The sequence below is a fragment of the Shewanella sp. Pdp11 genome (assembly GCF_002838165.1).
Lineage (GTDB): Bacteria > Pseudomonadota > Gammaproteobacteria > Enterobacterales > Shewanellaceae > Shewanella > Shewanella hafniensis.
In genome coordinates, this window is sequence record NZ_CP015194.1 from 3,270,205 (window position 1) to 3,294,282 (window position 24,078).

The window sequence follows — 24,078 nt, forward strand, 5'->3', positions numbered from 1 at the left end:
CGCCATCAAGTCTCTACAATGTCTGCAACTCTTTGTGAATGAATCAGTTTATCGCACGCCAATGACTCACATATCAGCCCTAACGCCGCCAGCCGTCAAAAATGGCACTCAAATCCAGACTCTGTCCACCGTGGGCGGCGTTTGCCAAGCCGTTACACTCGCCAGTTTAGCACGTCAACATAAAGGGACGACCTTAGTTGTTACCAGTGATACGCCAAGCGCCTTAAGCTTAGAGCTAGAACTGAGTTATTTGCTCGGTAAAACAGGCATTAAGGTCAGATTATTCCCTGACCGCGAAACCTTGCCCTACGACAGTTTTTCGCCCCATCAGGATTTGATCTCCCAGCGACTCGAAACCCTGTCGCAGTTATCGCAGATTGAGCAAAACATCGTTATCGTGCCCGTCACGACCTTGATGATGCGCCTGCCACCTAAAGCCTATTTGAGCGCCAACGTGTTTGTGCTCAAAAAAGGTGATAGCTACAAATTACACGATGTGCGCCAGCATTTAACCGACACTGGCTACCACTCGGTTGAGCAAGTGTATGAACACGGCGAGTTTGCGATTCGCGGCTCGATTCTGGATATCTTCCCAACGGGGATGAATATGCCGCTGCGCATCGAGCTATTCGATGACGAAGTGGAGACCATCCGCCATTTTGATCCAGAAACCCAACGCTCATTGCAACCTGTCGATTCGATTCGCCTATTGCCCGCGAAGGAGTTTCCAACTGATAGCTCAGCCATCGAAGGGTTTAGGCAAAGATACCGCCGCCGTTTTGAGGTCATAGTCAAAGAGCCAGAATCGGTTTATCAGCTGGTGAGCCGCAACTTGATGCCGGCGGGGATTGAAAACTACCTGCCGCTGTTTTTTGATGACACAGCGACCCTATTCGATTACTTGCCCAAGGATACTCAACTCGTCACTTTAGGCGATATCGAAAAGTCGGCGCGCGCCCATCTGCAAGAAGTCGAGCATCGCTATCAAGACAGGCGCGTCGATCCACTGCGGCCATTACTGGCGCCTAAAGAACTGTATCTACTCATCGAAGAGTTATTTGCCGCCTTTAAACCGCTGCCACGTTATCAAATGCAAGTGCCAACAGATGGCACTGAAACAACGAAAGCTGTGGTGATTGCCGCCAGCCCCCTGCCCGACATCAGCGCCAACCATAAATTAAAGCAACCGCTGCTAGCACTGCAAGATTATGCCAGCAGCGCCAAACGCATGTTGTTTAGCGCCGAGTCCGAGGGTCGCCGCGAAGCACTGCTTGAATTGCTCGCTAAAATTCAGCTTAAACCTGCGCTGTTTAACCATTTTGATGAATTTATTCAAAGTGATGCCAAGTTAGGCCTTATCGTGTCGCCGCTGTCACGGGGTTGTGTACTAGACATCAATGCCAAAAACAGTGTCAGCATTATTTGTGAAACTGAGCTCTTCGGCCATCGGATTTCCCAGCAACGCCGCCGTGAAAAACAGCGTCAGATCAGTAACGATGCCCTGATTAAAAACTTGGCCGAACTCAAAGTTGGCCAGCCCATAGTGCATTTAGAACACGGCGTTGCACTTTATAGGGGCTTAGTCACCTTAGATACGGGTGGACTGGTCGCCGAATACCTGCAATTGGAATACGCCGGCGGCGATAAACTGTATGTGCCAGTGTCTTCATTGCACCTTATCAGTCGCTATAGTGTTGGCGCCGATGAAGACGCCCACTTAAATAAACTCGGCAACGAGACTTGGGCTAAAGCCAAGAAAAAAGCCATTGAAAAAATCCGCGATGTTGCGGCCGAATTGCTCGATGTCTATGCCCGTCGCCAAGCGCGTCCCGGCGAAAGCTGCACCATTGACGAAGAAGAATACGCCCAATTCGCCCGCGGTTTCCCCTTTGAAGAAACCGTCGATCAAGAAAGCGCCATTATCGCCGTGTTAGCCGATATGCAATCGCCGACCGCAATGGACAGATTAGTCTGTGGCGATGTGGGCTTTGGTAAAACCGAAGTCGCTATGCGCGCCGCCTTTGTGGCCGTCAACGCCGGCAAACAAGTGGTCGTGCTGGTTCCGACCACATTGCTTGCCCAGCAACACTATGAAAACTTTAAAGACAGATTTGCCGACTGGCCCGTAGTCACCGAAGTGATGTCACGTTTTCGTACCGCCAAAGAACAGAATCAAGTGCTGCAGCAACTGGAAGAAGGCAAAGTCGATATTGTTATCGGGACTCACAAGTTACTGCAATCTGAGGCCAAGTTTGAAAATTTAGGCCTGCTGATCATCGACGAAGAACACAGATTCGGTGTGCGTCAGAAAGAGAAAATCAAGGCGCTGCGTGCCAACGTCGATATCTTAACCCTGACCGCGACGCCTATTCCACGGACCTTAAACATGGCCATGTCGGGCATGCGCGATTTATCGATTATCGCCACCCCACCCGCCAAACGTTTAGCGGTAAAAACCTTTGTGCGGGAATCCGATCCTGCAACCGTGCGCGAGGCTATTTTGCGGGAAATTCTCCGTGGCGGCCAAGTGTATTATCTGCACAATAATGTTGAAACCATTGAGAAATGTGCCCAAGGCATTATCGATTTACTGCCTGAAGCGCGAGTCGTCGTCGCCCATGGGCAAATGCGTGAGCGTGACCTTGAGCGGGTAATGTCAGACTTTTATCACCAAAGATTCAACGTGTTAGTCTGTACCACTATTATCGAAACCGGTATCGACGTGCCCAGTGCCAACACCATTATTATTGAACGCGCCGACACCTTTGGTCTGGCGCAGTTACACCAATTACGCGGTCGCGTCGGACGCTCGCACCATCAGGCCTATGCCTATTTGATGACGCCGCATCCTAAACGTATGACCCCAGATGCGCGTAAGCGTTTAGAAGCCATTGATGCTCTTGAAGATCTCGGTGCGGGATTTATGCTGGCGACGCAGGATTTAGAGATCCGCGGCGCAGGTGAACTCTTAGGCGATGAGCAGAGCGGCCATATTTCGAAAATTGGTTTTAGCTTATACATGGAAATGCTCGAAGCGGCAGTCAAGGCCTTAAAACAAGGTAAAGAGCCCTCGCTGGCGCAAATGCTCAATCAGCAGTGCGAGATTGAACTGCGTATCCCCGCCCTGCTGCCAGAGGACTATGTGAGTGACGTCAATATTCGTCTATCCCTCTATAAACGCATTGCAGGTTGCGAAACACAAGCGGCGCTGGATGAACTAAAAGTCGAATTGATCGACCGTTTTGGCTTATTGCCCGAACCGACGCGCAACTTAATGGAAATGACCCTATATAAACATGAGGCGACTCGCTTAGGGGCGACTAAAATAGAAGTGCACAGCAAAGGTGGTAGCATCGAATTTAGTGATGATCACGTTATAGACCCTATGTTTATTATTGGATTGCTCCAAAGCCAGCCACAAATCTATCGAATGGAAGGACCGAATAAGTTAAAGTTCAGCCTTGCGGCCGAAACCAGTAAAGACAGGCTCGCTTTGGTCAAACTCTTACTCGAACAACTATCTCAACATCAATCGCAACATCGTCTTGGAGATAAATAGTGTTACGTAAACTCGCGGTCTCTATCGCTACCCTCATTGCACTATCGCACAGTCAGGTCGTCCAAGCGGAAGCTTGGTTCGAAGTTGAAGTCTATGTATTTGAACGCCAAAGTCAGTCGACTGAACAATGGCCAGATGCACCGATCAAGACAAAAACCGATAACGCGATAGACTTGATCTCTCCAGCGGTTGCACAAGCTGTCACCCCAATGGCGAGTGAGTCGGCGCCTTGTACGCTAGTATTTGATGCCGATGCCAATAGCCATTGCGCCGAAACCTTAAACGGTGAGCCAACGTCTGAGCCTGTAGCTGCCGCACCGACCAGTGTTGAATATCGCTATCCGCCAGTGATCCCATCAGAAATCAGCAGCGCAACAAACAGTTATGCCAGCGCCAATGGCGGTCCAGTGTTATTAGCACGCAGCCAAAGCCAGTTTGCGAGTATTATCAATAGTATCTCCCGTGAACGCGGCACGCGCAGTTTACTGCACATGGCGTGGCAACAACCAATGCGTGGTAAAAGTGGTTCAGTGCCTATTCGTTTATTTGCGGGTAAAGATTTCTCAGGTACATATCACTTCGATGGCAGAAAAATCATTAAGCAAGCTCAAGCTGAGCCTATGACTCATGCCGATGGCACGCCTATGCTTGCGCCAGTGGTATCACCGGTGTGGGAATTAGATGGCACACTGAATATCTATTTAAGCCACTATTTGTATATTGAAACCGCACTAAATTTGCGTAAAGAAGGCCGGAAGTTATTACCAGTAATGCCAAGCGATGCATCAGACAGCAGCGCAACGCTCACAGCGCCCAAAGTCATGACACCGTTTTTAATGTCAGTGCCTTTGGAACAAAACCGCCGGGTGAAGAGTGAAGAAATCCATTATTTAGATCACCCCGAAATGGGCATGGTGATCCAAATTCGTAAGATGGCACAACCTAGTGCACAGCAAATAAGTTTGAATACTGAATCCATACAAACGGTTGGACAATACTGAACCTATACGTAAACCGCAAAAGACTTAAGACAGGGCAGCTGTTTAAGACTGTACTTTTAACTTAAGACTGTACTATGGAGAAGTCGAGGTAGATATCATCGGCTTCGTCTTCTCCCACAGTGACCGTTAAGCCCTCGGTACAGGGCACACCCACTTCGCACCAAGCAATTAAATTGTTCACCGCAATATCACTGCCTTGAGCTAAGATTTCGACACTGCCATCGCGGCAATTGGTGACATAGCCTGTCACCCCCAAGGCTCTGGCCTTTGTCAGGGTCGCATGCCGACAACCCACACCTTGCACTTTTCCGGTCAAATTAATTAATACTCGCTTCATCTCACGCTCCTGTTTCACGGAACCTTGTTATAGAAATAAGCATAGCCGCAATTATCCGAAGGCTAAGTGTTAACCTATGGATCTATAGAGCAAAAAACAAACGATATTTAATTTTAGGCAAAAAAAACAGCTAACAAGACTGCTGTTAGCTGTGTCGGGCGACATACGCAAAGGGATATCCAATAAATGGACAAATAAAACAGCAACTCTGTAGCATTTTGTTACAAAATAGCAAGGCTGGCTACTTTACACAATAAATAATTATTTTCAAGAGTTTGAAAAATAAAACTATCCACCACTAACGAATATAATGCTTTTAGCTGAAAATCGGTCCATATCGTCACTTGCATTGTTCATTAAAAAAAACGCACTGTGAATGTCGCTAAAACATGGGCGTGTTGACGTTTAGCGCTACAGTTGAGCATGTAAAAGATAAAAAGCAAAAAACCGGCCTAGAGCCGGTTTTTACTTTATTGCGCTAACATATATAAGCGATGGCATGCTACTCGCTAATTATCAGACCATTTTGATAGCGATACTCGGATGAGGGTTCACCATTAAAGTAATACACCGACCTGCCGTGCAGTTGATTATCGAGATACTCATCACTTTGCAGCAGGCTGCCATCTTCGTTAAAACTGTAGCCTTTGCCCTGCAATTGACCTTTATCATCATATTGCGTCAGCCCTAATAAATGGCCGTTAGCGGAAAAGGCCTGCCAGCTCCCGACTTCGTGTCCTGCTTTATAGTTGCCATGCCAGAGCTTAACCATGCTGTAGCTGCTTTCATCTTGCAGCAGCCATTGGCCTTCACGCTGACCGTTAACATACTGACCTTGGGCTTGCAGCTGTTTATCAAAACCACGCTGTAAATATGCGCCATGTAACTTAGCGTTTTTATAAAATGCTCGGTGCATTATCGTGCCATCAGCTGAGATTTCACTCTGTTCACCGTTAAGCTGACCTTGTTGATTAAACTGCTCATTGCGCGTCGTGTCGGTATTTTGTGTGATCCACTGACCAATCTTTAAGCCCAAGTGGTATTGGCCCTTCACAAAACTGCCGTCCTCGGCGTTATCTTCTCGATAGGCACCGTGCATTTGACCTTTGCTGTAGTTTATCCGCCTGATATAACCATTCCAGCCTGCACCGATATACAAGCCTTCATATTGTCCCTTGAGTTGTTCATCGCGTTCAATCAATTCACCTGCTGAGTCGAAGCGCTGACGTAAACTCCAGTTTTTCGCAGTATCACGCTGATATTGATGGGTTAACTTTCCAGTGGCATCGAAGCGCTGTTCAGTGCTAATAAGGCCTTTAGCGAGGTATTGAGTATCGGTTTGGGTGGCGACATTGCCAGCATCATCATAGGTAATATTCTGTATTTCGCGGCCATCATTATCGTACTCTTGCTGCATGACTAACAGCCCTGGCCCTTTAAAACGCTGCTGGTTTCCTACCTGCTTGCCATGCTGATAATGTTTGATCTCTTGCAGAATATCTGCGGCTTGATAAATCAACACTTCTCCGTGCATTTTTCCATTCAGGTAAAACTCTTTGGTGTATAACCAGCCCTCTTTGGCCCAATACAGTCGCTCACCTTGGTATTTTCCCGCCACCATATTCACGCTTTGTTCTGGCTTACCATTGTCATAGAAGCTTTCATATCGCCCTTCGATACCGTTCGCACCATAGTTTGCGCGCGATGCCAGCTGGCCGTTGGCATGATAACTTTGCGATAAGCCTAATTCAGCCCCATTCACGCGATGCTGAAGTTCCCGCAATTGACCATTGGTATGGTAACTTTTCTGATCTCCATGCAACTGGCCATTCTGGTAGTGGTACTCTCCCGAAAGCGCTCCGTCTTCCCAATAATGCAGATGCGTGCCCTGATAATGTCCTTGCGCATCGCTACTGCCCTTGCGAGACAATTGACCGTCGGGGTAGAAAAACTCGAAATCGCCAACGATAAAACTCTCGACTAAATTGGGATTGTTGACACTACCCTTAAAAACCGGTTTATCCGTTTCTAAATAAAATAGCTGCAATGGCCACTCGCCATTTTGTTCTGTCGGCGCTTGCTCCAGATAATAAATGGCTTCGCCAGGTACATCGTTAAGCCGCCATTCTTGGTCGAGTAAAATTCGCTCAGCCAACAAATTAAACGACATAAGCAGCGCAGATAATAGTAATAAGACTCGCATTTTCTGCTCCTTAAGGTAACGCAGGGAATATATTAACCCACTGTTTATCGACTGGTTCACCACTTATCGTCAGCTGTTCTATCTTTGCAGCGCGCCCCGCCAGCACAAACCAGCGTTGCTCACGTAATACTTGCTGCAACGGACGCTGATAAAAGTCACTGCCATAATCTTGAATAGCAGGCGCAAGGGGTAAATTCTGCGCATTTAGAAAACGATAGCGCCGCATAAATTCGGCCACGGTTTGAGTTGTATCCAAATCTGGCAGCTGACTGATATCAATCAACCAGCTTTGCTCAGGTTGATACGCTAGCGCTTGCCATTTGGGCGTACCAGTACAGGCCAAGGTGCTGCTGACCTTGATGTCGTAAAAATTGCGGCGGATCCCATCGGCGCTGCTCAGTTGGTACTGCACAAACTTATCCAGCCCAGCTCCAAAACCCGTGTTGCTGCTTGCGCTGGTGTTTGTCCATTGCAGTGTGTGTCCGTTGACCTTAGGGGCATCGACCACACTGAGGGTGCACACCGCTGCCTGATCGGACGTTAACAGCATGCTGACGCCATATTTAGCAACGATTTGCGGCTCAAGTAAGGCAGGATCAGCAGGTGTGCTAGGTTGCGGCTGATTATCATAGGACGCATACATATCATCGCTGTAAAGCAGTTGCTGCTGCGCCGGCGGATACGCGACATTTTGCGCGTAATCTTGGGTTGGAATAAAACGAATATTCTTCGTCAGTTCGCCGCTGTCAGCCGCGGTATTCACATAGAGTGTCAGCGCCGACGGCGCGGCGGCAAAGGTAAACTGTGTAATCGTTTCATATTGCGCCGATGAGGCCAGCGCCAGCATATTTTGCTCTGCCGACGTTAGCCAATCCGGTCCAGTGGCTGGCGGTGAAAGATAGTGCACCATAGCGCCTTCGGCACCGTCATAGCGCCGGTATAACCACGTTTTATCAGCGCCGCCTCGCGATTTCAGCAGATAACTGAATGGCTTGTCGGTGATTGGCGAGAGTTCGAGCTGTAAATCTTCATACTGCACGCTCACGGTTTTACTGGGATCGGGTGTCAGGTTAAGTTTGACCAGTTTCGCACCGTGGTAATGGGCCGTCGCGCGAAACTCAGCGACCTGAGCTAAGAGGTCATTTGGTGCATTCCACCCAATAAGCAGATTTTGCTGCACAGATTGATGGAAACCATCCTGTTGTGGATAACTGTAACTGCCCACCTTGCTCAGTTGCAGCGGCAGCACTGTGCCATCCGCGCTGTGTGCCGTGATATCGGTTAAGCTAAACCCGCCTTCGGATTTAAAACCCGAAAAGTCATGCTGATAGGTTAGATTTAATAGGTCATCTTGCTGGTAAAAGTAACCCGCATCGTAGGCAAATACGGCGTCAATGGCTAAGGTCTTATTGATCTCATCCAGCACAAAGTCAGGCTGTTTTTGATACTCAAAGGCTGGGAAATCATAATCAAAACCTAAACGCTGCGTCAGATCGCCCAACTGGCGCTGCTGCGGCAACATAATAACGTTGCTGCGCACTGTGCCCTTATAGCCGTAGCGCTCAAACGGCGCTTCTGCCACTAGAGCTAACTGCGCTAACCAACCCCGCTCACGTTCCAACATCAGCTGACCGTAGATTTTGGCTTGCTCGCCGTCACTTTCAACTTTGGCTAACACATGCGTATCAGTGACTTGCAATACAGTAAGTTTGGCATTGGCGTGGCCTTGATAAGCAGGAAGCGCGACGACCGCCCCCGCTTTGGCGGGTATAGTGTTAAGAAAGGCTGATGAGCTAAAGAGCTTTTTCAACTCCTGCTCAAGCTCTGCGCCGCGTTCAGCCAGCAGCGCCTGCCATACAGGTTTGTTTAATGCACTGAATTCTTTAACGCTGCCATCGTCTAGATTTAACGTAAATTCAAACCCCTGCGAGAAAATAGCGTGCATTTCAGGATTACGATCGGCTCGCTGACCACTACTGACGCCGCTCCCTTGGCCATCGCGCATGTTTATGTAATCGACGTACACTTGAAACCGACTGTTTTTGCCCGTTTCGAGGACTTTATAACGCAGCAATTGATGTGAGCTAGTGTTCACCGTTTCGGTACGCTGACCATTATCTACAGTGATGTTGGTGGTGCTATACAGCTGATACGAGCGCTCTTCTCCTTTTTCTGGCGTAAACTCAACATCAGCATCCCCAAAAGAACAGGCCGATAATAAACAGCATGCAACTACGCTAACCAAGTACTTCATGGTTATTCCTTGTATCTCAAACAAATAGTAAGCGCCGCATTATGCCCTTTCATACCCAGTAAATAAAATGCTTTGGCTATTTTGCCTGTCCAGCACAACACCTGAGTGCGCTACTAAAGCATCCTTTTTAGATAGTCACAGGTACAGCAATGCCAATCTTAACTAACACTTCTGCTGTTCGTTTAGCTAAAAAGATATTTGCCCCAAAGCAAGATAATTTTGTCGTCAGTTTGCGGCTTGAATTGTCATTGCTTCCCCAGTGACACGCCATAAACTCGTCCCTGAGGGCTCGACGGCGGCATCCATGCCGCCAACGGTCACTGTTGCAACAATGCCAATCCTAACTAACACTTCTGCTGTTCGTTTAGCTATAAAGCTATTGCCCAAAACATGTTGGTATCGATCATTATTGATATACTGGTGATCTGTTTTTGCTGACTTGAATAAATGGTAAGGCCGTAAGCAAAAATTGATTCAATTCGCACTCTACTGGCTATCAAATAGAACCCAACAAACTTAATATGCGTATCTTTGGCCTTGAGTCGAGGTATAGTGATCAAATTGCTCGCTTGGTCAAATCTATGCCTATCACTCGTATCTCGTTAATATTTGGAAACTGATGGGATATATCAGCCCAATGATTTTGTAAATTGTGGATAAGAATATCAAAGTTAAGTTTTTCATCAGTATCGGGTCGCTCCCAATATTGCCTGGTGCCGTGATAAACAAGCAGGAATATTCCACGACTCGACCGAGTATCACGTAAATATTGACCACACAATTGAACCTCTAGCCTTTCAAATAAATCTGGACCAGACCATTTGTCTGCTAGTTTTAGCTCCATTGGTACTGGGCAGTCTATACCACTTGAGTGCCAGCGAAAATCGGGGCGTTTTGCATCCGCTAGTTCCTCTTCTTGAGGTATAGAGTATCGTCCCCTTGAGCGATCTCGACACCAATTTCCGATGAATTTTCTAATTTCTGTTTCTAATTTAATTGGTTTCAGGATCGAGGCAATGCTGCTATCTCCATCCTCGAGATCATGCTTAAGATCTCTTATACGCATCACCGCAAGCTCAAATAATTCATTATGATTTCTTGGCGTTCTCTCTTGTTCATTTTGAAAGTGATAAATGTCATTAGCAATCCATGGAATAAGATCAATATCTTGTTCTGCACGAGTTTTAGCTTCTCTTTTCAACCACGATCGTACGTTACCATTTGGATGTTGATCTGAAATAGTTAGGAGTGTTTCAAAAGTTTCTTTACCAGAAATATTACATAATAATCTGATTAGCTTGTCTCTTCCATCTTGGGCGTCATCTCTCAATTCAGGAGAATATACTCCACCAGATGCTCTATCTATATCCTCACTTTCTTTTATGTATTGATGCATCAACAGATAAAGGTGTTTTAAATATTCAGGTGTTTTAAAGTCATCCCTTACATAGGTGCCACGACTAAGACGAGTACCGAGTAACTGGGCGACATAGACCATAGCGCAAGTAGTTTTGGTTGCGTCATCAGAAAGTACTTTTAGATAATCTTCAAATTCGGATATTGCTTCGCTTGGATTAACCCCAGTCCAAGCTGCAAACCAATAAGCTTCACGGATATAATCTGAAGTGGGTGATCTTGTCGTAACTAATTTTGTTATTGCTTCATTGCTAATACTAGAGCCTTGTATAATATTCAGTATGTTATCCAAACTCTGCAGGTTTCTGGGCTCGGAAGATTGAATTACTGAGCAAAGTTTTGAGGCTAGGGAATTCCAAATCCACTTTCCTGACCAAACGATACGACTTAGAAGGTAATGGCTTTCTGTTTCCACATTTTCATTAGCAAGCTCATAGTTGATCTCCTCGAGTGATAATTTGCATATTAGCTCTGGGAAGAATGAGAACAGTTGCTCAAACCAAAATGGAAATCCGTTTAATTCGTACATCCCGTAGCGAAATGCAATCGCTGCATCTTTTTCAGTAAGTATAGATGGCCATAAAGGTATTTCATTCGCTTCAATTGCTAAACCTATTAGGCCAAAGCGAGTTGTAGAAGGAGTGCTGTTAGTTGGAGCGCCTTCTGAGCGCAATAGGGGCGAGTTATTACGCCAATAAGAGACGGCTCCATCACGAAAAGCGAGTGCAACAGATTCACCAAATTTACTTGTGAGATGCTGCCAATTTGATTCTGAACGGCTGGAGTTATCTTCACTTAATTGATGGAGTTGATCGTAAAGGTAAGCTTGAGCCTTTGATAATGTTCTAGGATCTTCAAAACCATTATCACGTAATGTCTCAAAATTCGCAGTTAAGTATTCATGCCATTCAGTATTTCTTGCAGCTTCCGTTAACAACCTATTTTCATTTTGTTTTTTCCAGTAGATTTCCTGCTGACGGTATTTTTTATTTCTTTTGCGTTGCTCCTCGGTTTGTTTTGGTGGTCGCATTAAGTTAGATAACTTTTCTGCTAAAACAGGGGTTCCACACACTGATTTTTTTAACATTTTTAGTTGCTTAGGATGGCGTCCAGTTTGAACATATAGTTCAAATGCTAATGAGAGCGCGATGAGTTTGTCATCGATAAGTGGACGCGTAGTCATAGATTCAATAACTGAGTCAAAGTCATTGATAACAAAGCCAACAAAAGAGTTCCAGGTTCCTACTTGACGCCATTGGTCTAAGGCTTCTTTTTTGCTTTTACCAAGTTCCTGACGTTTATTTTCAACTAAAAACCAAAACAACGTGAGATTTAGCTCAGGCCACTCTTGAACTAGCTGTTTTAAGTTATTCTTATTGTCCCTATCGAAGTCAAGATGATACCTGCGCTCGTAGGGTGAATACTTTGACAGGATTGATAGCGAAGATGAGTTCAATGCATCTTGATTTTTATCTAGAACTAGCCGCTCTACTGCAAAGGCGGCAGGCGAGAGCATCCATGCATATTTGATTGATATTTCAGAGTCTTCTAGTTCACTAAACGGAGCTTGATTAAGCAGTAATGCTGCTTTTTCGATGAAAGGAGCTAAAAGGTTTAAATTACAGCGACGGATGAGTGATGTTGTTTCACGTTTGAGTTGGTCTACGTTATTCTCGTTAGGTGCTTCGGCTTTGGTAAAGCAAGCAAAGAGCCATTTAATATTGATATCTGAGTTTGATAAGGGGTGAACAAACTCTGCCAATATATCGCGTTTGAGTTCGGTTGATTCGTTTAAGTATCTATCTCTCAGGTTGTTTTTTTCTATATCTGAGCCAAGTGAAAAAACGGCTCTCAGAGCGGCTGTGCGGGTATAACGTTCGGCGGTCGGTGACTCTGCAACTTGGATAGCTTCTGGCAATAAAATAGAAAGTTCACCCTGCCAGACCATTCGCATAAGAAGCCAAATTACTTCGTCAGTAGATCTATATAAATGGAATAATCTTCTTATCTCATCGGATAAGTCAGGTGTTGCAAACCTTTGAATGGCATTAGAGTCAGATGATGAGTGTTGTGAACCTTGATTTAAGATTTGATCGCAGACTCTAGATATAATTTGATTACGAGTTATAAGAGGTAATTGGCTTGGATCACCGCCTTCAAAAAAGATTTCTGGTGCCATAGTCAATACTTTTTCGCATATTTTCTCATCGAATATTACTAGCCATGGCAAAATTGGCCGCATTGAAGGAACTATTACATTTATTCCATATTGTTTTTTAAAAAATAACTCTTCTATTCGTAGTCGAGAAGCCTCATTTTTAAGTAGATCTGCAAACCATTCCGCAGTTAGGTATTCGCGAACGGATCTATGATGAAAACGTACGGTGCCATAAATTGCCTCATCGAAAATGGGTCGCGATAATAGAGCTGAACACTCAATAGCGGTCCAATCGTTTAGCACTTCATTTATAGATAAGCCATCAGCTTGACTCTGGCTATCAGGGACAAGGATGATCTGTTTACGAGTCAAAGTAGAAGCAGAAGCTACTAACTTTGCTCCATTTCGCGTTTTCTCAGTGGATATAGGAATGATTAAATCACGGCTTTGATCAGATTCTATTAATCTTTGAGTGATACTATTTTGCATCAGCTCTAAACGGCTACCTATACGGTTTTTTGACAACCAAAAATCTATTATCTCGACCAGATCTTGGGGGCGTTTGGTATGAGACCATGCTTCTGCGCGTTCAAGAGCATCTAAAAATTGTTCAGTGTCTAATACGCCACTAGCTTTGGCAAAATGTTCGATCTGTTTTACAGCTAGATCGTCTAAAGCAAGAATTGTAAAAGTTGACTCTCGAGAACATTGCTTAGAGATCTTTTCGTTCTCTTCTGTATTTTCAATGGGTTTAGTAAATGGGAGTTGTTTGCTGCAAAAGTCCAAATCTGTTTTTGGGCGCCAAGCAGATGCCCTCCCAGTGAGTATGATATGAACACGCTGAAATGATGATTTGAATTTTAGCCCAATTTTCCTGATGGCTGTATCAAAGTCGCGTGGTGAACGTAATTTGGCTTCATCTATTGAGTCAAGAAGCAACCAAGCTTCATCATTTGAAGATATCCAGCTTTCAAATTCATCTAAACTTCCTTCTTCAAATGCTAGTTCGAAATCATCAGCAATATTTTCGAGCCTCATAAAGAAGGCTATTTTACCTTCAGCCCTTAGCTGTAGTGCAATGTTCCTAATCTCTTCTGTTTTCCCTGAGCCTGCTTCTGACAGAATGATCGTGCGATACTCTGAAAGTATGTCAGGCCAAGTGGTCTTTACTGTACTTAGGCCAATCCAATCCAAATCTATTCCAGTATCGTCATCACTTTCAGTTAACTTGCGAAAGGTTCTGTTTAGTTCGATATACATCAGCATTTGGCCTAGACAAAAAGTATTAACTGTATTTGACAACGAATAGGCCTTTCTTTGCAACTTTTTTGATGGAAGTTATTGTAGTTATTTAATATTTTATGGAAAGTTAAGATACTTAGGTTTGTTTCTGGGTCATCTCTTGTATTGTCAAATAAAGACGGTGCGAATTGCGTCTATTGGATAAACGAGGATACTTTTCTAATTAACGTCAGGCTGATAAGATTGACTGCTTTAACTCATTTTTGTCCAATAGAGTGGTGCCTATAATCGTTAAGATTAGATCTAGTCTTTAAAACCTAGAAGTTACGCATGAGGTCGAAAGGTGAGCCATGGTGATTGGCGAGACGACCGTCCGCCCCATGGACGGGGCGGTCGAGCATCCACGGACGGACTGGCTGCGAGTCGGTGAGTCAATGCCATGGCAAGCCTATGCAAGTAGATACCAGCCAACACTAATCCCCTAAAAACAAAACCAAAAGTCGTAGCCACCCTAAACTACTTTCCTACACATTTAAGTCCAAAACCAATACAGTCGATTTTATAATCTAGAGCCCTCAATATGCCCTACTGAAATATATACCCATAGTCACGCTCATATTCAGAGTCGCAAGGTGCGCCACATGAAATATGAAAGCCAAACCATAAGGCGAAATAGCCGATGAGATAAATCCACTCCCCCTCTTAAATAGAAAAAAGAGGAGTGATACTTTTATTCAATCGATATCAATCAAGCCAACTTAAAGGCTTTTATTTTGGGCAGATGTGCGGCAAGTTGGGGGAATTTGTGGGGTTGAACGTCATCCCAATCAATCGAATAATAGGGGCTTAATTCGCTGGCGAGTTGCTGATTATCGAACATCTCATCATTCACTGAGAATATACACATGGCCTTGTGGGTATTCTTTTCACGAAATTGCGACACACACTTATTGGCGATATCTGCATATTCTTCTGGGCGGTCAATCTTGCCCTGCATATTATCTTCTGGGTGCAAATTAGGGTTAATCAGCACAGATTTAAGACCATTTAAAAAACCAATGCGTTCGGCCCAATAAGCACCGAGTCCTACGCCAACCATTAACGGCGCAGGGTCGTCGCTATGCTGCATTTGCTTAGCGACTTCCTTGAGCAAGTGTTGCATGTCGTGCTTAGGATGCAGGGTGCTGTAACTGATCAAACGTACATCAGGGTCGATAAATTGCAGCTGACGCATTTTTTCGTGATTACCTGGGCTAGTCGCATCAAATCCATGAAGATAAAAAATCATATCAAGGCCTTTTAATCATTTTTGATTACAGTGAATTAACTAACCCTAGCAAAAGAGTGATCTCACACCTTGCGCTACATCAAACTTTCGCCTGTTGGGCCAAACAAATTTGCTCGGCAAGCTGCTTCGCGTTTTCCCAACGGGCGGTATTATCGAGCGCTGCGGCCGTTTGTGCGGCATTGGGTTTAAGTAAACTTGCTGGATACTGCGGCGCGCTCGCTGGCCATGTAAAGCCATCCAGCAGCGACATCACGCCCGCATTATCATTGCACACCAAAATCATATCGCAACCAGCAGCTAACGCCGCGCTGGCCCTTGCACGGTAATCGCCCGCAAATCCAGCGCCTTGCATGCCGAGATCGTCAGAGAAAATCACGCCGTTAAAGCCAAACTCTTTGCGCAGCACTTGTTTTAACCAGTATTCAGAGAAGCCCGCAGAATTGGGGTCAACTTTAGGGTAAACCACGTGCGCGGGCATCACGCCTAATAACTTTTCTTTTGCGATTAATTCTTTAAACGGCAGGATATCCTTTGCAAAAATCGCCTCCGCATCGCGATCATCAATGGGTTTCTCGTAGTGCGAATCCGCCAGTACACTGCCGTGTCCGGGGAAATGTTTACCCACGGCGCCCATGCCTGCGGCCGCCATGCCCGCAATAAAGCTTTCGGCCAGTGTAATGACCTCAGCGGGCTCTGGGCTAAAGCTGCGTTTACCTATAACTTGGCTCACACCGTTTAAATCCAGCACGGGCGCGAAACTTAAGTCGATATCGCAGGCCAGTAATTCAATCGCCATCAAGAAACCCAGCTCACAGGCCCAACGTTTGGCTAACGCTATATCGCCCTTAGCTGCAGGTAGAATGTCGCCCATAGCGGGAATAATGGTAAAGCCATTGCGGAAGCGTTGTACTCGACCCCCCTCATGATCGACGGCAATTAATAGTTCAGGGCGGATTTGGCGTATCTGTTGTACCAGACGGATCAACTGATCACGGCTTGAAAAATTGCGGGAAAATAGAATTAAACCACCCACCTGTGGATGACGTAGCATCTCAGATTCTGCCTCACTGACGTCCAACGACAGTAGGTCCAACATTAAATAGCTCATACTTCTCCCTAAAAATTTTCATTAATACTCAAAAAATAACCACTCAAGCCATAAGTGGGTCGCGCTCACAAAAAAGCCCAAAAAAGCGAACCATCTGCCCTTGTAGCGCTTTTAAAGCCTGTATTCTTGGCCATAAAATGGTCAGCAAAAAAGTCCCAATTAAGTTCAGCTTATCCGAACTATAACGAATTAAAAAAACTAATGTGAATTGTCACGCTAATCTATGGGATACTGAAGCTAGAGTATGACACAAGCAGATTTCGCATGAAAGAGCGCCGCCATTGACCAGAGTTCACGTTGAAGATTAGCGTGCTTCAATCTGCAGAGCGAGCAATCCCATGCACTCAGACTAAAATAATAAACAAGACACAACAGGACTTCTATCATGATTAGCGTATTTGACATGTTCAAGATCGGCATAGGTCCATCGAGTTCACATACTGTCGGCCCAATGAAAGCGGGCAAAATTTTTATGCAAAACCTGACTGACTCAGGACTCGTGACCCAGATTGATGAATTAAGAGCCGAGCTCTTTGGCTCCCTCGGCCAAACAGGCAAAGGCCACGGCACGGGCAAAGCAGTGATTTTAGGTTTAATGGGTGAAGATCCAGAAACCGTAGACACTGATAGTATCGACGGCATTTTAGAGCACGTATCCAAGGACGAAACCTTAACGTTGCACTGTGGCAAAGTGGTTAAATTTACCCGCGAGCAAGGCATTACCTACCACAGACGCAAAACCTTGCCAGCCCACGCCAACGCCATGACCCTGTACGCTTATTGTAAAAATGAGTGTCTTTTCGAGCGTACTTATTATTCTGTCGGCGGCGGCTTTATCTTAGATGAAGATGAAATCAGCCAACGTAACGCATCCCCTGCATCACAAATCGAAGCGGCACCTTTTGATTTTGGCAGCGCAGCGCAATTATTAGAATTGTGTGGCGAACAAGGTCTGAGTATTTCTTCTTTGATGATGGCGAACGAACTGAGTTTAGCCACCGAAGATGAAGTCAAAGCCAAGCTGTGGAACATTTGGCAGACCATGAAAACCTGTATTGAACGCGGCTATCAGAAGGAAGGTATTTTACCTGGCGGCCTAAAACTACGTCGCCGCGCCCCTGCCCTGTACCGTCGTTTGAAAGCCGAAGGCCGTAACAATGTCGATCCATTAACCGCTATGGATTGGGTCGATTTATTCGCCCTGTCGGTCAACGAGCAAAATGCAGCCGGCGATCGCGTAGTGACAGCACCCACAAACGGCGCAGCGGGAATTATCCCAGCAGTATTATGCTACTACGATACTTTCGTACAAGAAGTGGATATTGATGTCTGCGCCCGTTACCTATTAACCGCCGCCGCAATTGGTATTTTGTACAAGAAAAATGCCTCAATATCTGGCGCCGAAGTCGGTTGTCAAGGTGAAGTCGGCGTAGCCTGTTCTATGGCTGCAGGCGCACTGACTGAAATCATGGGCGGCACGGTTGAGCACGTTGAAAACGCAGCTGAAATCGGCATGGAACATAACTTAGGTCTAACCTGCGATCCTGTGGGCGGCCTAGTGCAAGTACCATGCATCGAACGTAATGCCATGGGCGCGATCAAGGCGATCAACGCCTCTCGTATGGCCCTACGCGGTGACGGTAACCACAAGGTTTCACTGGATAAAGTGATCAAAACCATGATGGATACCGGCAGAGACATGCGCAGCAAATACAAAGAAACCGCCAAAGGCGGTCTAGCGGTAAACATAGTTGAGTGCTAAGTGCTGAGTGTTAGTTCACTCTAGCTAACCGCTTAAATCGCACCATAAAAAATGCCGCCACTCACAAAGTTGCGGCATTTTTGTTTTAGCTCATCGGCATGAATGCTGAATCGACGATTCAGGCCTTAAAGTACAAACTATGGAACTTAAGGTGTTCTTCAATAAAGCTCGCGATAAAGTAGTAGCTGTGATCGTACCCCGGCTGCATCCGCACATCCAAGGGATAACCCTTGGTATGGGCGATATCCACCAGCGATTGTGGCATCAATTGGGTGTCTAAAAAGCTGTCAGCTTCACCTTGGTCAATCAGTACTGGCACTTCGCTAATCGCGAGCTTAAGCAACTCGCATGCATCATACTGGCGCCAATGTTCACGATTTTCACCTAAGTACTCACTGAAGGCTTTAATGCCCCAAGGTGCATTACTCGGATTCGAAATCGGGCTAAAGGCCGAAATGGAGCTGTATCTGTGCGGATTACTCAGGCCTATCACCAAAGCACCATGGCCGCCCATCGAATGGCCGGAGATGGCGCGCTGGGTAGTCACAGGAAAATGGGCTTCAATCAAGGCTGGCAACTCGTGGACTATGTAATCGTACATTTTGTAATGACGATTCCACGGTGCTTTGGTCGCATTGAGGTAAAACCCCGCGCCTAAGCCTAAATCGTAGGCTTTGTCCGCCGCATCGGGCACATCGTCACCGCGAGGACTGGTATCTGGAGCGACAATCGCCATCCCAAGTTCAGCCGCCATGCGCTGTGCGCCGGCCTTCTGCATAAAGTTTTCATCTGTGCAGGTTAAGCCTGAGAGCCAGTACAGCACTGGCACAGGTTTATTAACCGCTTCAGGTGGCAGATAAATCGCAAAGCGCATCTCGCAGTTTAATGACTGAGATTGATGGCGATACTGCTTATGCCAACCGCCAAAACTCTTGTTACAACTGATATTTTCTATGGTCATACAAGTCCTTTTAAGCTCAATCTTTTAGCGCTATTTATAACGTTAGTCTTAGCGTTAGTCATGGCGCTTATCGTCAGCTCAGTTGGCAACACAGCAGACAGATTTGCACCTGTCTGCCCGTTAGTCACATCAAGCTGAAGCATCCGTTTAAAATGCAAAACCACTTATTTATCAAAATGGATCACGCTACGGATGCTCTTACCTTGGTGCATCAACTCGAACGCTTCATTGATTTGCTCAAGTCCCATAGTGTGGGTGATAAAGTCATCGAGCTTGAACTCACCAGCTAAGTAACGCTCAACAATGTGGGGCAGTTCAGAGCGCCCTTTCACACCGCCAAAGGCAGAACCGCGCCACACGCGGCCAGTCACTAATTGGAATGGACGGGTTGAAATCTCTTGCCCTGCACCGGCAACACCTATGATTACCGACTCACCCCAGCCCTTATGGCAACACTCTAAGGCGCTGCGCATCACGTTGACGTTGCCGATACACTCGAATGAGTAATCCACGCCGCCGTCGGTCATCTCAACGATCACCTCTTGGATGGGCTTATCGAGTAATTTAGGGTTGATGCAATCGGTCGCGCCGAGTTTTTTAGCTAACTCGAACTTAGACTCGTTGATATCAATGGCGATAATGCGGCTGGCTTTTGCCATCGTCGCACCAATGATCGCCGATAAACCGATACCGCCGAGGCCGAAAATCGCCACGGTTGCGCCTTCTTCCACTTTGGCCGTGTTCATCACAGCGCCCATACCAGTGGTCACGCCGCAACCCAGCAGACAAATTTCTTCTAATGGCGCGCTCTTATTGACTTTCGCCAATGAGATTTCAGGTAACACGGTATATTCAGAGAAGGTCGAGCAGCCCATGTAATGGAAAATAGGCTTGCCATCAAGATAAAAACGCGTGGTGCCATCGGGCATTAAGCCTTTACCTTGGGTCGCACGAATTTTTTGGCACAGGTTAGTTTTGCCCGATAGGCAGAACTTACACTCGCCGCACTCTGGGGTATAAAGTGGGATCACATGATCGCCCACTTGCACGCTGGTCACACCCTCGCCCACTTGCTCAACGATACCGCCTCCTTCGTGGCCTAAAATCGCTGGGAATACGCCTTCTGGATCGTCACCGCTCAGGGTAAACGCATCCGTGTGACACACGCCCGTAGCCACAATGCGCACTAAGACTTCGCCCGCTTTAGGTAACATCACATCCACTTCTTCAATCTTAAGTGGTTGTCCTGGTCCCCAAGCCACTGCGGCCTTTGATTTAATAAACTGCGGTTTTTCGTTCGACATTGTTACGTCCCTTGAATAGGTAATAGGAGTAAGTCATTGGTGTATCATAAATTCAATTCAGGCCAAGTAAATTCTTGCGACCATTGCACTGATGCTACTGAATAGGAGGATTGTATTTGTTTCTCAGCGAGAGACAATCTAGTATTCAAGCAATTCATTTTTACTGAGTAACAACAATGTATCTCTGGGACGGCATTTCTGAATTTGTCGCGGTGGCTGAGGCCGAAAGTTTTACCCTAGCGGCGCAGCGACTGAATATCTCCACCGCCCACGTGAGTCGCCAAATCACGGCATTGGAAAATCGCCTCGGCACAAAACTCTTTTACCGCACCACCCGCAAAGTATCGCTCACCGAAGAAGGTACGATTTATTATCGCCATTGCCGCCAATTACAAACCGGGTTAGAAGAAGCCGAGCGTGCCATATCCAACCTAAAGGACTCACCTCAAGGCTTAGTCAAACTCACGGCTCCCGTGGCCTATGGCGAGAAGTTTATCATGCCGTTACTCAATGATTTTATGGTGCAATATCCAAGTATTGAGTTTAGCGTTGACCTCACTAATCGCACCTTGGACTTGATTGAAGGTGGTTACGATCTAGCGATTCGCCTCGGCAAACTCGCCGACTCGAGTCTGATGGCCAAACCGCTCAGCAGTCGCACTCACTATGTCGCCGCCTCACCAAGCTATGTGGAAAAGTACGGCCAGCCCCATACCTTATCTGAACTTAGCCAGCACAATTGTTTGATCGGTAATCATAATTACTGGCGCTTTGTGGAGAATGGCCGCGAGCGTAATATCAAAGTCCGTGGCAATCTCAATTGTAACAGCGGCTACGCATTAAGGGATGCGGCGTTAAAAGGAATTGGTATAGTACAACTGCCTGATTATTATATTGAAGAAGATATTCAAGCTGGACGTTTACTGTCCTTACTCGACGGTCACCGCGAAGCCAAAGAAGGCATTTGGGCGCTCTATCCGCAAAACCGCCACCTGTCGGCTAAGATCCGCGTATTGGTCGATTACCTCGCCGAAAAACTCGCCGAACAGGACTAATCTTTTTCTGAACAGCCTGTTGTTGAGCGGATAGAACAACCTGAGTGATAACAGGCAAAACGGTGCAAACTAGCGCCAGTTTTCCCGTAAAGTGTAATACAACATGCCTAACGCCAGCGCTTGATTACCGAACCATTCATTTAACGGAATGCGGATATGGCGCATGGCGGCAAACAAATCAAATTCACGCAGTTGCCCGTCCATCGCATTGGCCATGATCTCGGCCATAATGTGCGATGTCGCCACCCCATGCCCAGAATATCCTTGGCAATAGAATACATTAGGCGACACTTTGCCGAGCTGCGGGATACGGTTAATCACAATGCCCGCCATTCCGGCCCAGGCAAATTCGATATCAACACCCTTTAATTGTGGAAACGTACGCTCAATTGCGGGCCGCAGTTCCGCCGCCACATTTTTGGGATCGCGGCCGCTGTAGTTAGTGCCGCCGCCGAACATCAACCGTTTATCCGCGGTCAAGCGATAGTAATCCAGTACAAAGCGGCAATCGTATACGGCTAAATCCTGCGGATTGAGTTGCGAAGCGATCTCATCGGGCAAAATTGCCGTGGCGCAATTGCCTAAGGACGCCGGAAATAACATGCCACGCAGTTGAGGGCGCGCGAGTTTATGGTAGGCATTCCCCGCGATCAGCACGCTATTGGCGCGCACTTTCCCCTTGGCGGTAATAACGGTAGCAAGATCGCCCTCCTTAATATCGAGCACGGGTGAGTGCTCAAAGATCAACGCCCCCAGACCTGCTGCAGCGCGAGCTTCACCAAGGCATAGATTGACTGAGTGCAAATGCATGTTGCGCCGATTGACTAAGCCGCCGTGATACAAGGGCGAGCCTAAATAGGCGGGCATTTCATCGGCGGATACCAGCGTCATAAATTCACCCATGCCGCGACGCTGCGCCTCATCATGCATAGCCCTAAGCTCGTGCATGTGATTTGGCTGGTAGGCGGTTTGGATATGACCAAACTTTAAATCACAGTCGATGCCGTACTTGGCCACCCGATTTTTAATAATGTCATGACCGCGCCAACGCATATTCCACACATAATCTTCAGCTTCATTGCCAATTTGGCGGCGCAGCTGTTTTGTCATCGCAGCGTCGCCGGACAAACTGCCCGTCACCTGCCCGCCGTTACGTCCGGTCGCGCCCCACGCAATTTTGTTGGCCTCAATCAGTGCCACCTTGTAGCCCTTCTCGGATAATTCCAGCGCCGTTGCTACACCGGTAAACCCGCCACCGACAATCGCCACATCGACGCGAATGTCGCCTTCAAGCTCAGGATAATCCGACTCTTGGTTAATGGTGGCATTGTAGTAGGAGGCGCAACGCTCTGCTGGCATGGTCATTCCTTGATGTTGAAAGTTAAGTGCTAAAAGTTAAATATTAAAAGCTGAGTGTTTAACATTAAGTACTGAAAGTTGTGTGCTGGTAATGGGTATTAAGGCTTAGTTTATGAGCGCTAGCGTTAACACGTTACCCGTCGATGTTGTTTTATATTTTTTACAAGCGTTCAGAATTTGAGAGTATATCTGAGTTGAGATCGAGGTCAACAGTGGATTGTGCTAACCGCTTGCTGGAGATAACAAAGGAAGCAGGAATGGCGTCTGCTTGAGGAACCTAGGATTGAAGCGTGGCTCATTTTATCTTTTAAGCCTTATGCTTTTTGCTGGTTTAAGATAGGCTTGTGCGGCGCCATACTCTTTTAATCTCAACTGCCTAGAGTCCATTATGTCACTATTACCCATTGCCCAGCCACTTAGCCAACTGCCGTTTTCCCAAGCGTGCGAAAACAACAAAGCGCCGATTTTAGCCGTACTAACGCAGGCATTCTCACTCAACCAACATGTACTCGAAATCGGCAGTGGCACTGGCCAACATGCCGTATTTTTTGCAGCAAATCTTCCCCATTTAATCTGGCAAACCAGCGATCAAGCTGAGTATATTGGTGGCATTAGCGCAAGGTGTGAGCAAGAAGGCGGGCTATTAAATGCAGGGGCAAATCTAGCTTTACCGCTTATCCTTGATGTTACCGCGCCATGGCCGGTGGAAGGATTAACACCTGATATTGATGGCGTATTTACTGCGAACACTTTGCATATTATGAGCAAAAACATGGTAGAAGCGCTTTTTACTGGTCTTGGTCTGTATCTCCCCCAACTCAAAACACTGTGCATTTACGGCCCATTCAACTACCAAGGCGAATTTAGCAGTGACAGCAATCGCCAATTCGATGCCTTTTTAAAACAGCGCGATCCCGCCAGCGGCATTCGCGATATCGAATGGATTTGCAGTTTAGCCAGCGAGCAAGGCTTCACACTGAAACAAGATGTGGCTATGCCCGCCAATAATAGACTACTGCATTTTGTTAAAGGCTAACTTTTTGTTTATGGCTATTTTTTGGTAAGAGCGAG

15 protein-coding genes are annotated in these 24,078 nt (G+C 46.5%); 5 read left to right on the forward strand and 10 right to left on the reverse strand.

The window, feature by feature from the left end; translation table 11 throughout:
- The first annotated feature begins 61 nt into the window (after positions 1-61).
- Positions 62-3,559, forward strand: coding sequence for a transcription-repair coupling factor (gene mfd, locus AYJ58_RS14525; protein WP_106650671.1), 3,498 nt, complete (start codon positions 62-64; stop codon positions 3,557-3,559).
- Positions 3,559-4,560: a peptidoglycan binding protein CsiV gene (locus tag AYJ58_RS14530; RefSeq protein ID WP_106650672.1), complete on the forward strand. Its 1,002-nt coding sequence runs from the start codon at positions 3,559-3,561 to the stop codon at positions 4,558-4,560. The genes mfd and AYJ58_RS14530 overlap by 1 nt, the downstream gene beginning before the upstream one ends.
- Before the next feature lie 61 nt (positions 4,561-4,621).
- On the opposite strand, the gene AYJ58_RS14535 is transcribed toward AYJ58_RS14530, so the two are convergent.
- The 7 genes from AYJ58_RS14535 to nagZ all read right to left on the reverse strand — a co-directional run bounded on the left by AYJ58_RS14535 (position 4,622) and on the right by nagZ (position 16,566).
- Positions 4,622-4,897: an acylphosphatase gene (locus AYJ58_RS14535; protein WP_106650673.1), complete on the reverse strand. Its 276-nt coding sequence runs from the start codon at positions 4,895-4,897 to the stop codon at positions 4,622-4,624.
- Between the two features lie 502 nt (positions 4,898-5,399).
- On the reverse strand, positions 5,400-7,100 hold the full coding sequence (locus AYJ58_RS14540) for a toxin-antitoxin system YwqK family antitoxin (RefSeq protein ID WP_106650674.1): 1,701 nt from the start codon (positions 7,098-7,100) through the stop codon (positions 5,400-5,402).
- 10 nt (positions 7,101-7,110) lie between these two features.
- Complete coding sequence (locus tag AYJ58_RS14545; RefSeq protein WP_106650675.1) at positions 7,111-9,354, reverse strand: hypothetical protein; 2,244 nt, start codon at positions 9,352-9,354, stop codon at positions 7,111-7,113.
- A 225-nt stretch (positions 9,355-9,579) separates the two neighbouring features.
- Positions 9,580-9,705, reverse strand: a complete 126-nt coding sequence (locus AYJ58_RS22140) for a hypothetical protein (RefSeq protein ID WP_269801899.1) — start codon at positions 9,703-9,705, stop codon at positions 9,580-9,582.
- Positions 9,706-9,910: 205 nt separating this feature from the next.
- Positions 9,911-14,188, reverse strand: a complete 4,278-nt coding sequence (locus AYJ58_RS14550) for an NACHT domain-containing protein (protein ID WP_106650676.1) — start codon at positions 14,186-14,188, stop codon at positions 9,911-9,913.
- 730 nt (positions 14,189-14,918) lie between these two features.
- Positions 14,919-15,458 (reverse strand): alpha/beta hydrolase YcfP, encoded by a 540-nt coding sequence (gene ycfP, locus AYJ58_RS14555; RefSeq protein WP_106650677.1) that lies wholly within the window; start codon positions 15,456-15,458, stop codon positions 14,919-14,921.
- Between the two features lie 79 nt (positions 15,459-15,537).
- Positions 15,538-16,566 carry a beta-N-acetylhexosaminidase gene (gene nagZ / locus AYJ58_RS14560; RefSeq protein WP_106650678.1) on the reverse strand — a complete coding sequence of 343 codons (1,029 nt, stop codon included), beginning with the start codon at positions 16,564-16,566 and terminating at the stop codon, positions 15,538-15,540.
- A 385-nt stretch (positions 16,567-16,951) separates the two neighbouring features.
- Between nagZ and AYJ58_RS14565 the strand changes: the two genes are divergently transcribed.
- A complete protein-coding gene (locus AYJ58_RS14565) occupies positions 16,952-18,328 on the forward strand; it encodes an L-serine ammonia-lyase (protein WP_106650679.1) in 1,377 nt (458 codons plus the stop codon).
- A 118-nt stretch (positions 18,329-18,446) separates the two neighbouring features.
- Here the strand turns inward: AYJ58_RS14565 and fghA are convergent, their stop codons facing one another.
- Positions 18,447-19,289, reverse strand: coding sequence for an S-formylglutathione hydrolase (fghA, locus tag AYJ58_RS14570; protein ID WP_106650680.1), 843 nt, complete (start codon positions 19,287-19,289; stop codon positions 18,447-18,449).
- Positions 19,290-19,453: 164 nt separating this feature from the next.
- On the reverse strand, positions 19,454-20,593 hold the full coding sequence (locus AYJ58_RS14575) for an S-(hydroxymethyl)glutathione dehydrogenase/class III alcohol dehydrogenase (protein ID WP_025007830.1): 1,140 nt from the start codon (positions 20,591-20,593) through the stop codon (positions 19,454-19,456).
- A gap of 176 nt (positions 20,594-20,769) precedes the next feature.
- On the opposite strand from AYJ58_RS14575, the gene AYJ58_RS14580 reads away from it, so the two are divergent.
- Entirely contained in the window at positions 20,770-21,648 is an 879-nt protein-coding gene (locus AYJ58_RS14580) for a LysR family transcriptional regulator (protein ID WP_106650681.1), read from the forward strand.
- A 69-nt stretch (positions 21,649-21,717) separates the two neighbouring features.
- On the opposite strand, the gene AYJ58_RS14585 is transcribed toward AYJ58_RS14580, so the two are convergent.
- On the reverse strand, positions 21,718-23,007 hold the full coding sequence (locus AYJ58_RS14585; RefSeq protein ID WP_106650682.1) for an NAD(P)/FAD-dependent oxidoreductase: 1,290 nt from the start codon (positions 23,005-23,007) through the stop codon (positions 21,718-21,720).
- Between the two features lie 388 nt (positions 23,008-23,395).
- On the opposite strand from AYJ58_RS14585, the gene AYJ58_RS14590 reads away from it, so the two are divergent.
- On the forward strand, positions 23,396-24,043 hold the full coding sequence (locus AYJ58_RS14590) for a DUF938 domain-containing protein (RefSeq protein ID WP_106650683.1): 648 nt from the start codon (positions 23,396-23,398) through the stop codon (positions 24,041-24,043).
- Positions 24,044-24,078 lie beyond the last annotated feature (35 nt).

What these genes read in the sequence shown, in the direction of transcription:
- mfd (WP_106650671.1), top strand. Translation starts at nt 62, where the DNA reads ATGACTCACATATCAGCCCTAACGCCGCCAGCCGTCAAAAATGGCACT.
- AYJ58_RS14535 (WP_106650673.1), bottom strand. Translation starts at nt 4,897, where the DNA reads ATGAAGCGAGTATTAATTAATTTGACCGGAAAAGTGCAAGGTGTGGGT.
- AYJ58_RS14540 (WP_106650674.1), bottom strand. Translation starts at nt 7,100, where the DNA reads ATGCGAGTCTTATTACTATTATCTGCGCTGCTTATGTCGTTTAATTTG.
- AYJ58_RS14545 (WP_106650675.1), bottom strand. Translation starts at nt 9,354, where the DNA reads ATGAAGTACTTGGTTAGCGTAGTTGCATGCTGTTTATTATCGGCCTGT.
- AYJ58_RS14550 (WP_106650676.1), bottom strand. Translation starts at nt 14,188, where the DNA reads ATGTATATCGAACTAAACAGAACCTTTCGCAAGTTAACTGAAAGTGAT.
- ycfP (WP_106650677.1), bottom strand. Translation starts at nt 15,458, where the DNA reads ATGATTTTTTATCTTCATGGATTTGATGCGACTAGCCCAGGTAATCAC.
- nagZ (WP_106650678.1), bottom strand. Translation starts at nt 16,566, where the DNA reads ATGAGCTATTTAATGTTGGACCTACTGTCGTTGGACGTCAGTGAGGCA.
- AYJ58_RS14565 (WP_106650679.1), top strand. Translation starts at nt 16,952, where the DNA reads ATGATTAGCGTATTTGACATGTTCAAGATCGGCATAGGTCCATCGAGT.
- fghA (WP_106650680.1), bottom strand. Translation starts at nt 19,289, where the DNA reads ATGACCATAGAAAATATCAGTTGTAACAAGAGTTTTGGCGGTTGGCAT.
- AYJ58_RS14575 (WP_025007830.1), bottom strand. Translation starts at nt 20,593, where the DNA reads ATGTCGAACGAAAAACCGCAGTTTATTAAATCAAAGGCCGCAGTGGCT.
- AYJ58_RS14580 (WP_106650681.1), top strand. Translation starts at nt 20,770, where the DNA reads ATGTATCTCTGGGACGGCATTTCTGAATTTGTCGCGGTGGCTGAGGCC.
- AYJ58_RS14585 (WP_106650682.1), bottom strand. Translation starts at nt 23,007, where the DNA reads ATGCCAGCAGAGCGTTGCGCCTCCTACTACAATGCCACCATTAACCAA.
- AYJ58_RS14590 (WP_106650683.1), top strand. Translation starts at nt 23,396, where the DNA reads ATGTCACTATTACCCATTGCCCAGCCACTTAGCCAACTGCCGTTTTCC.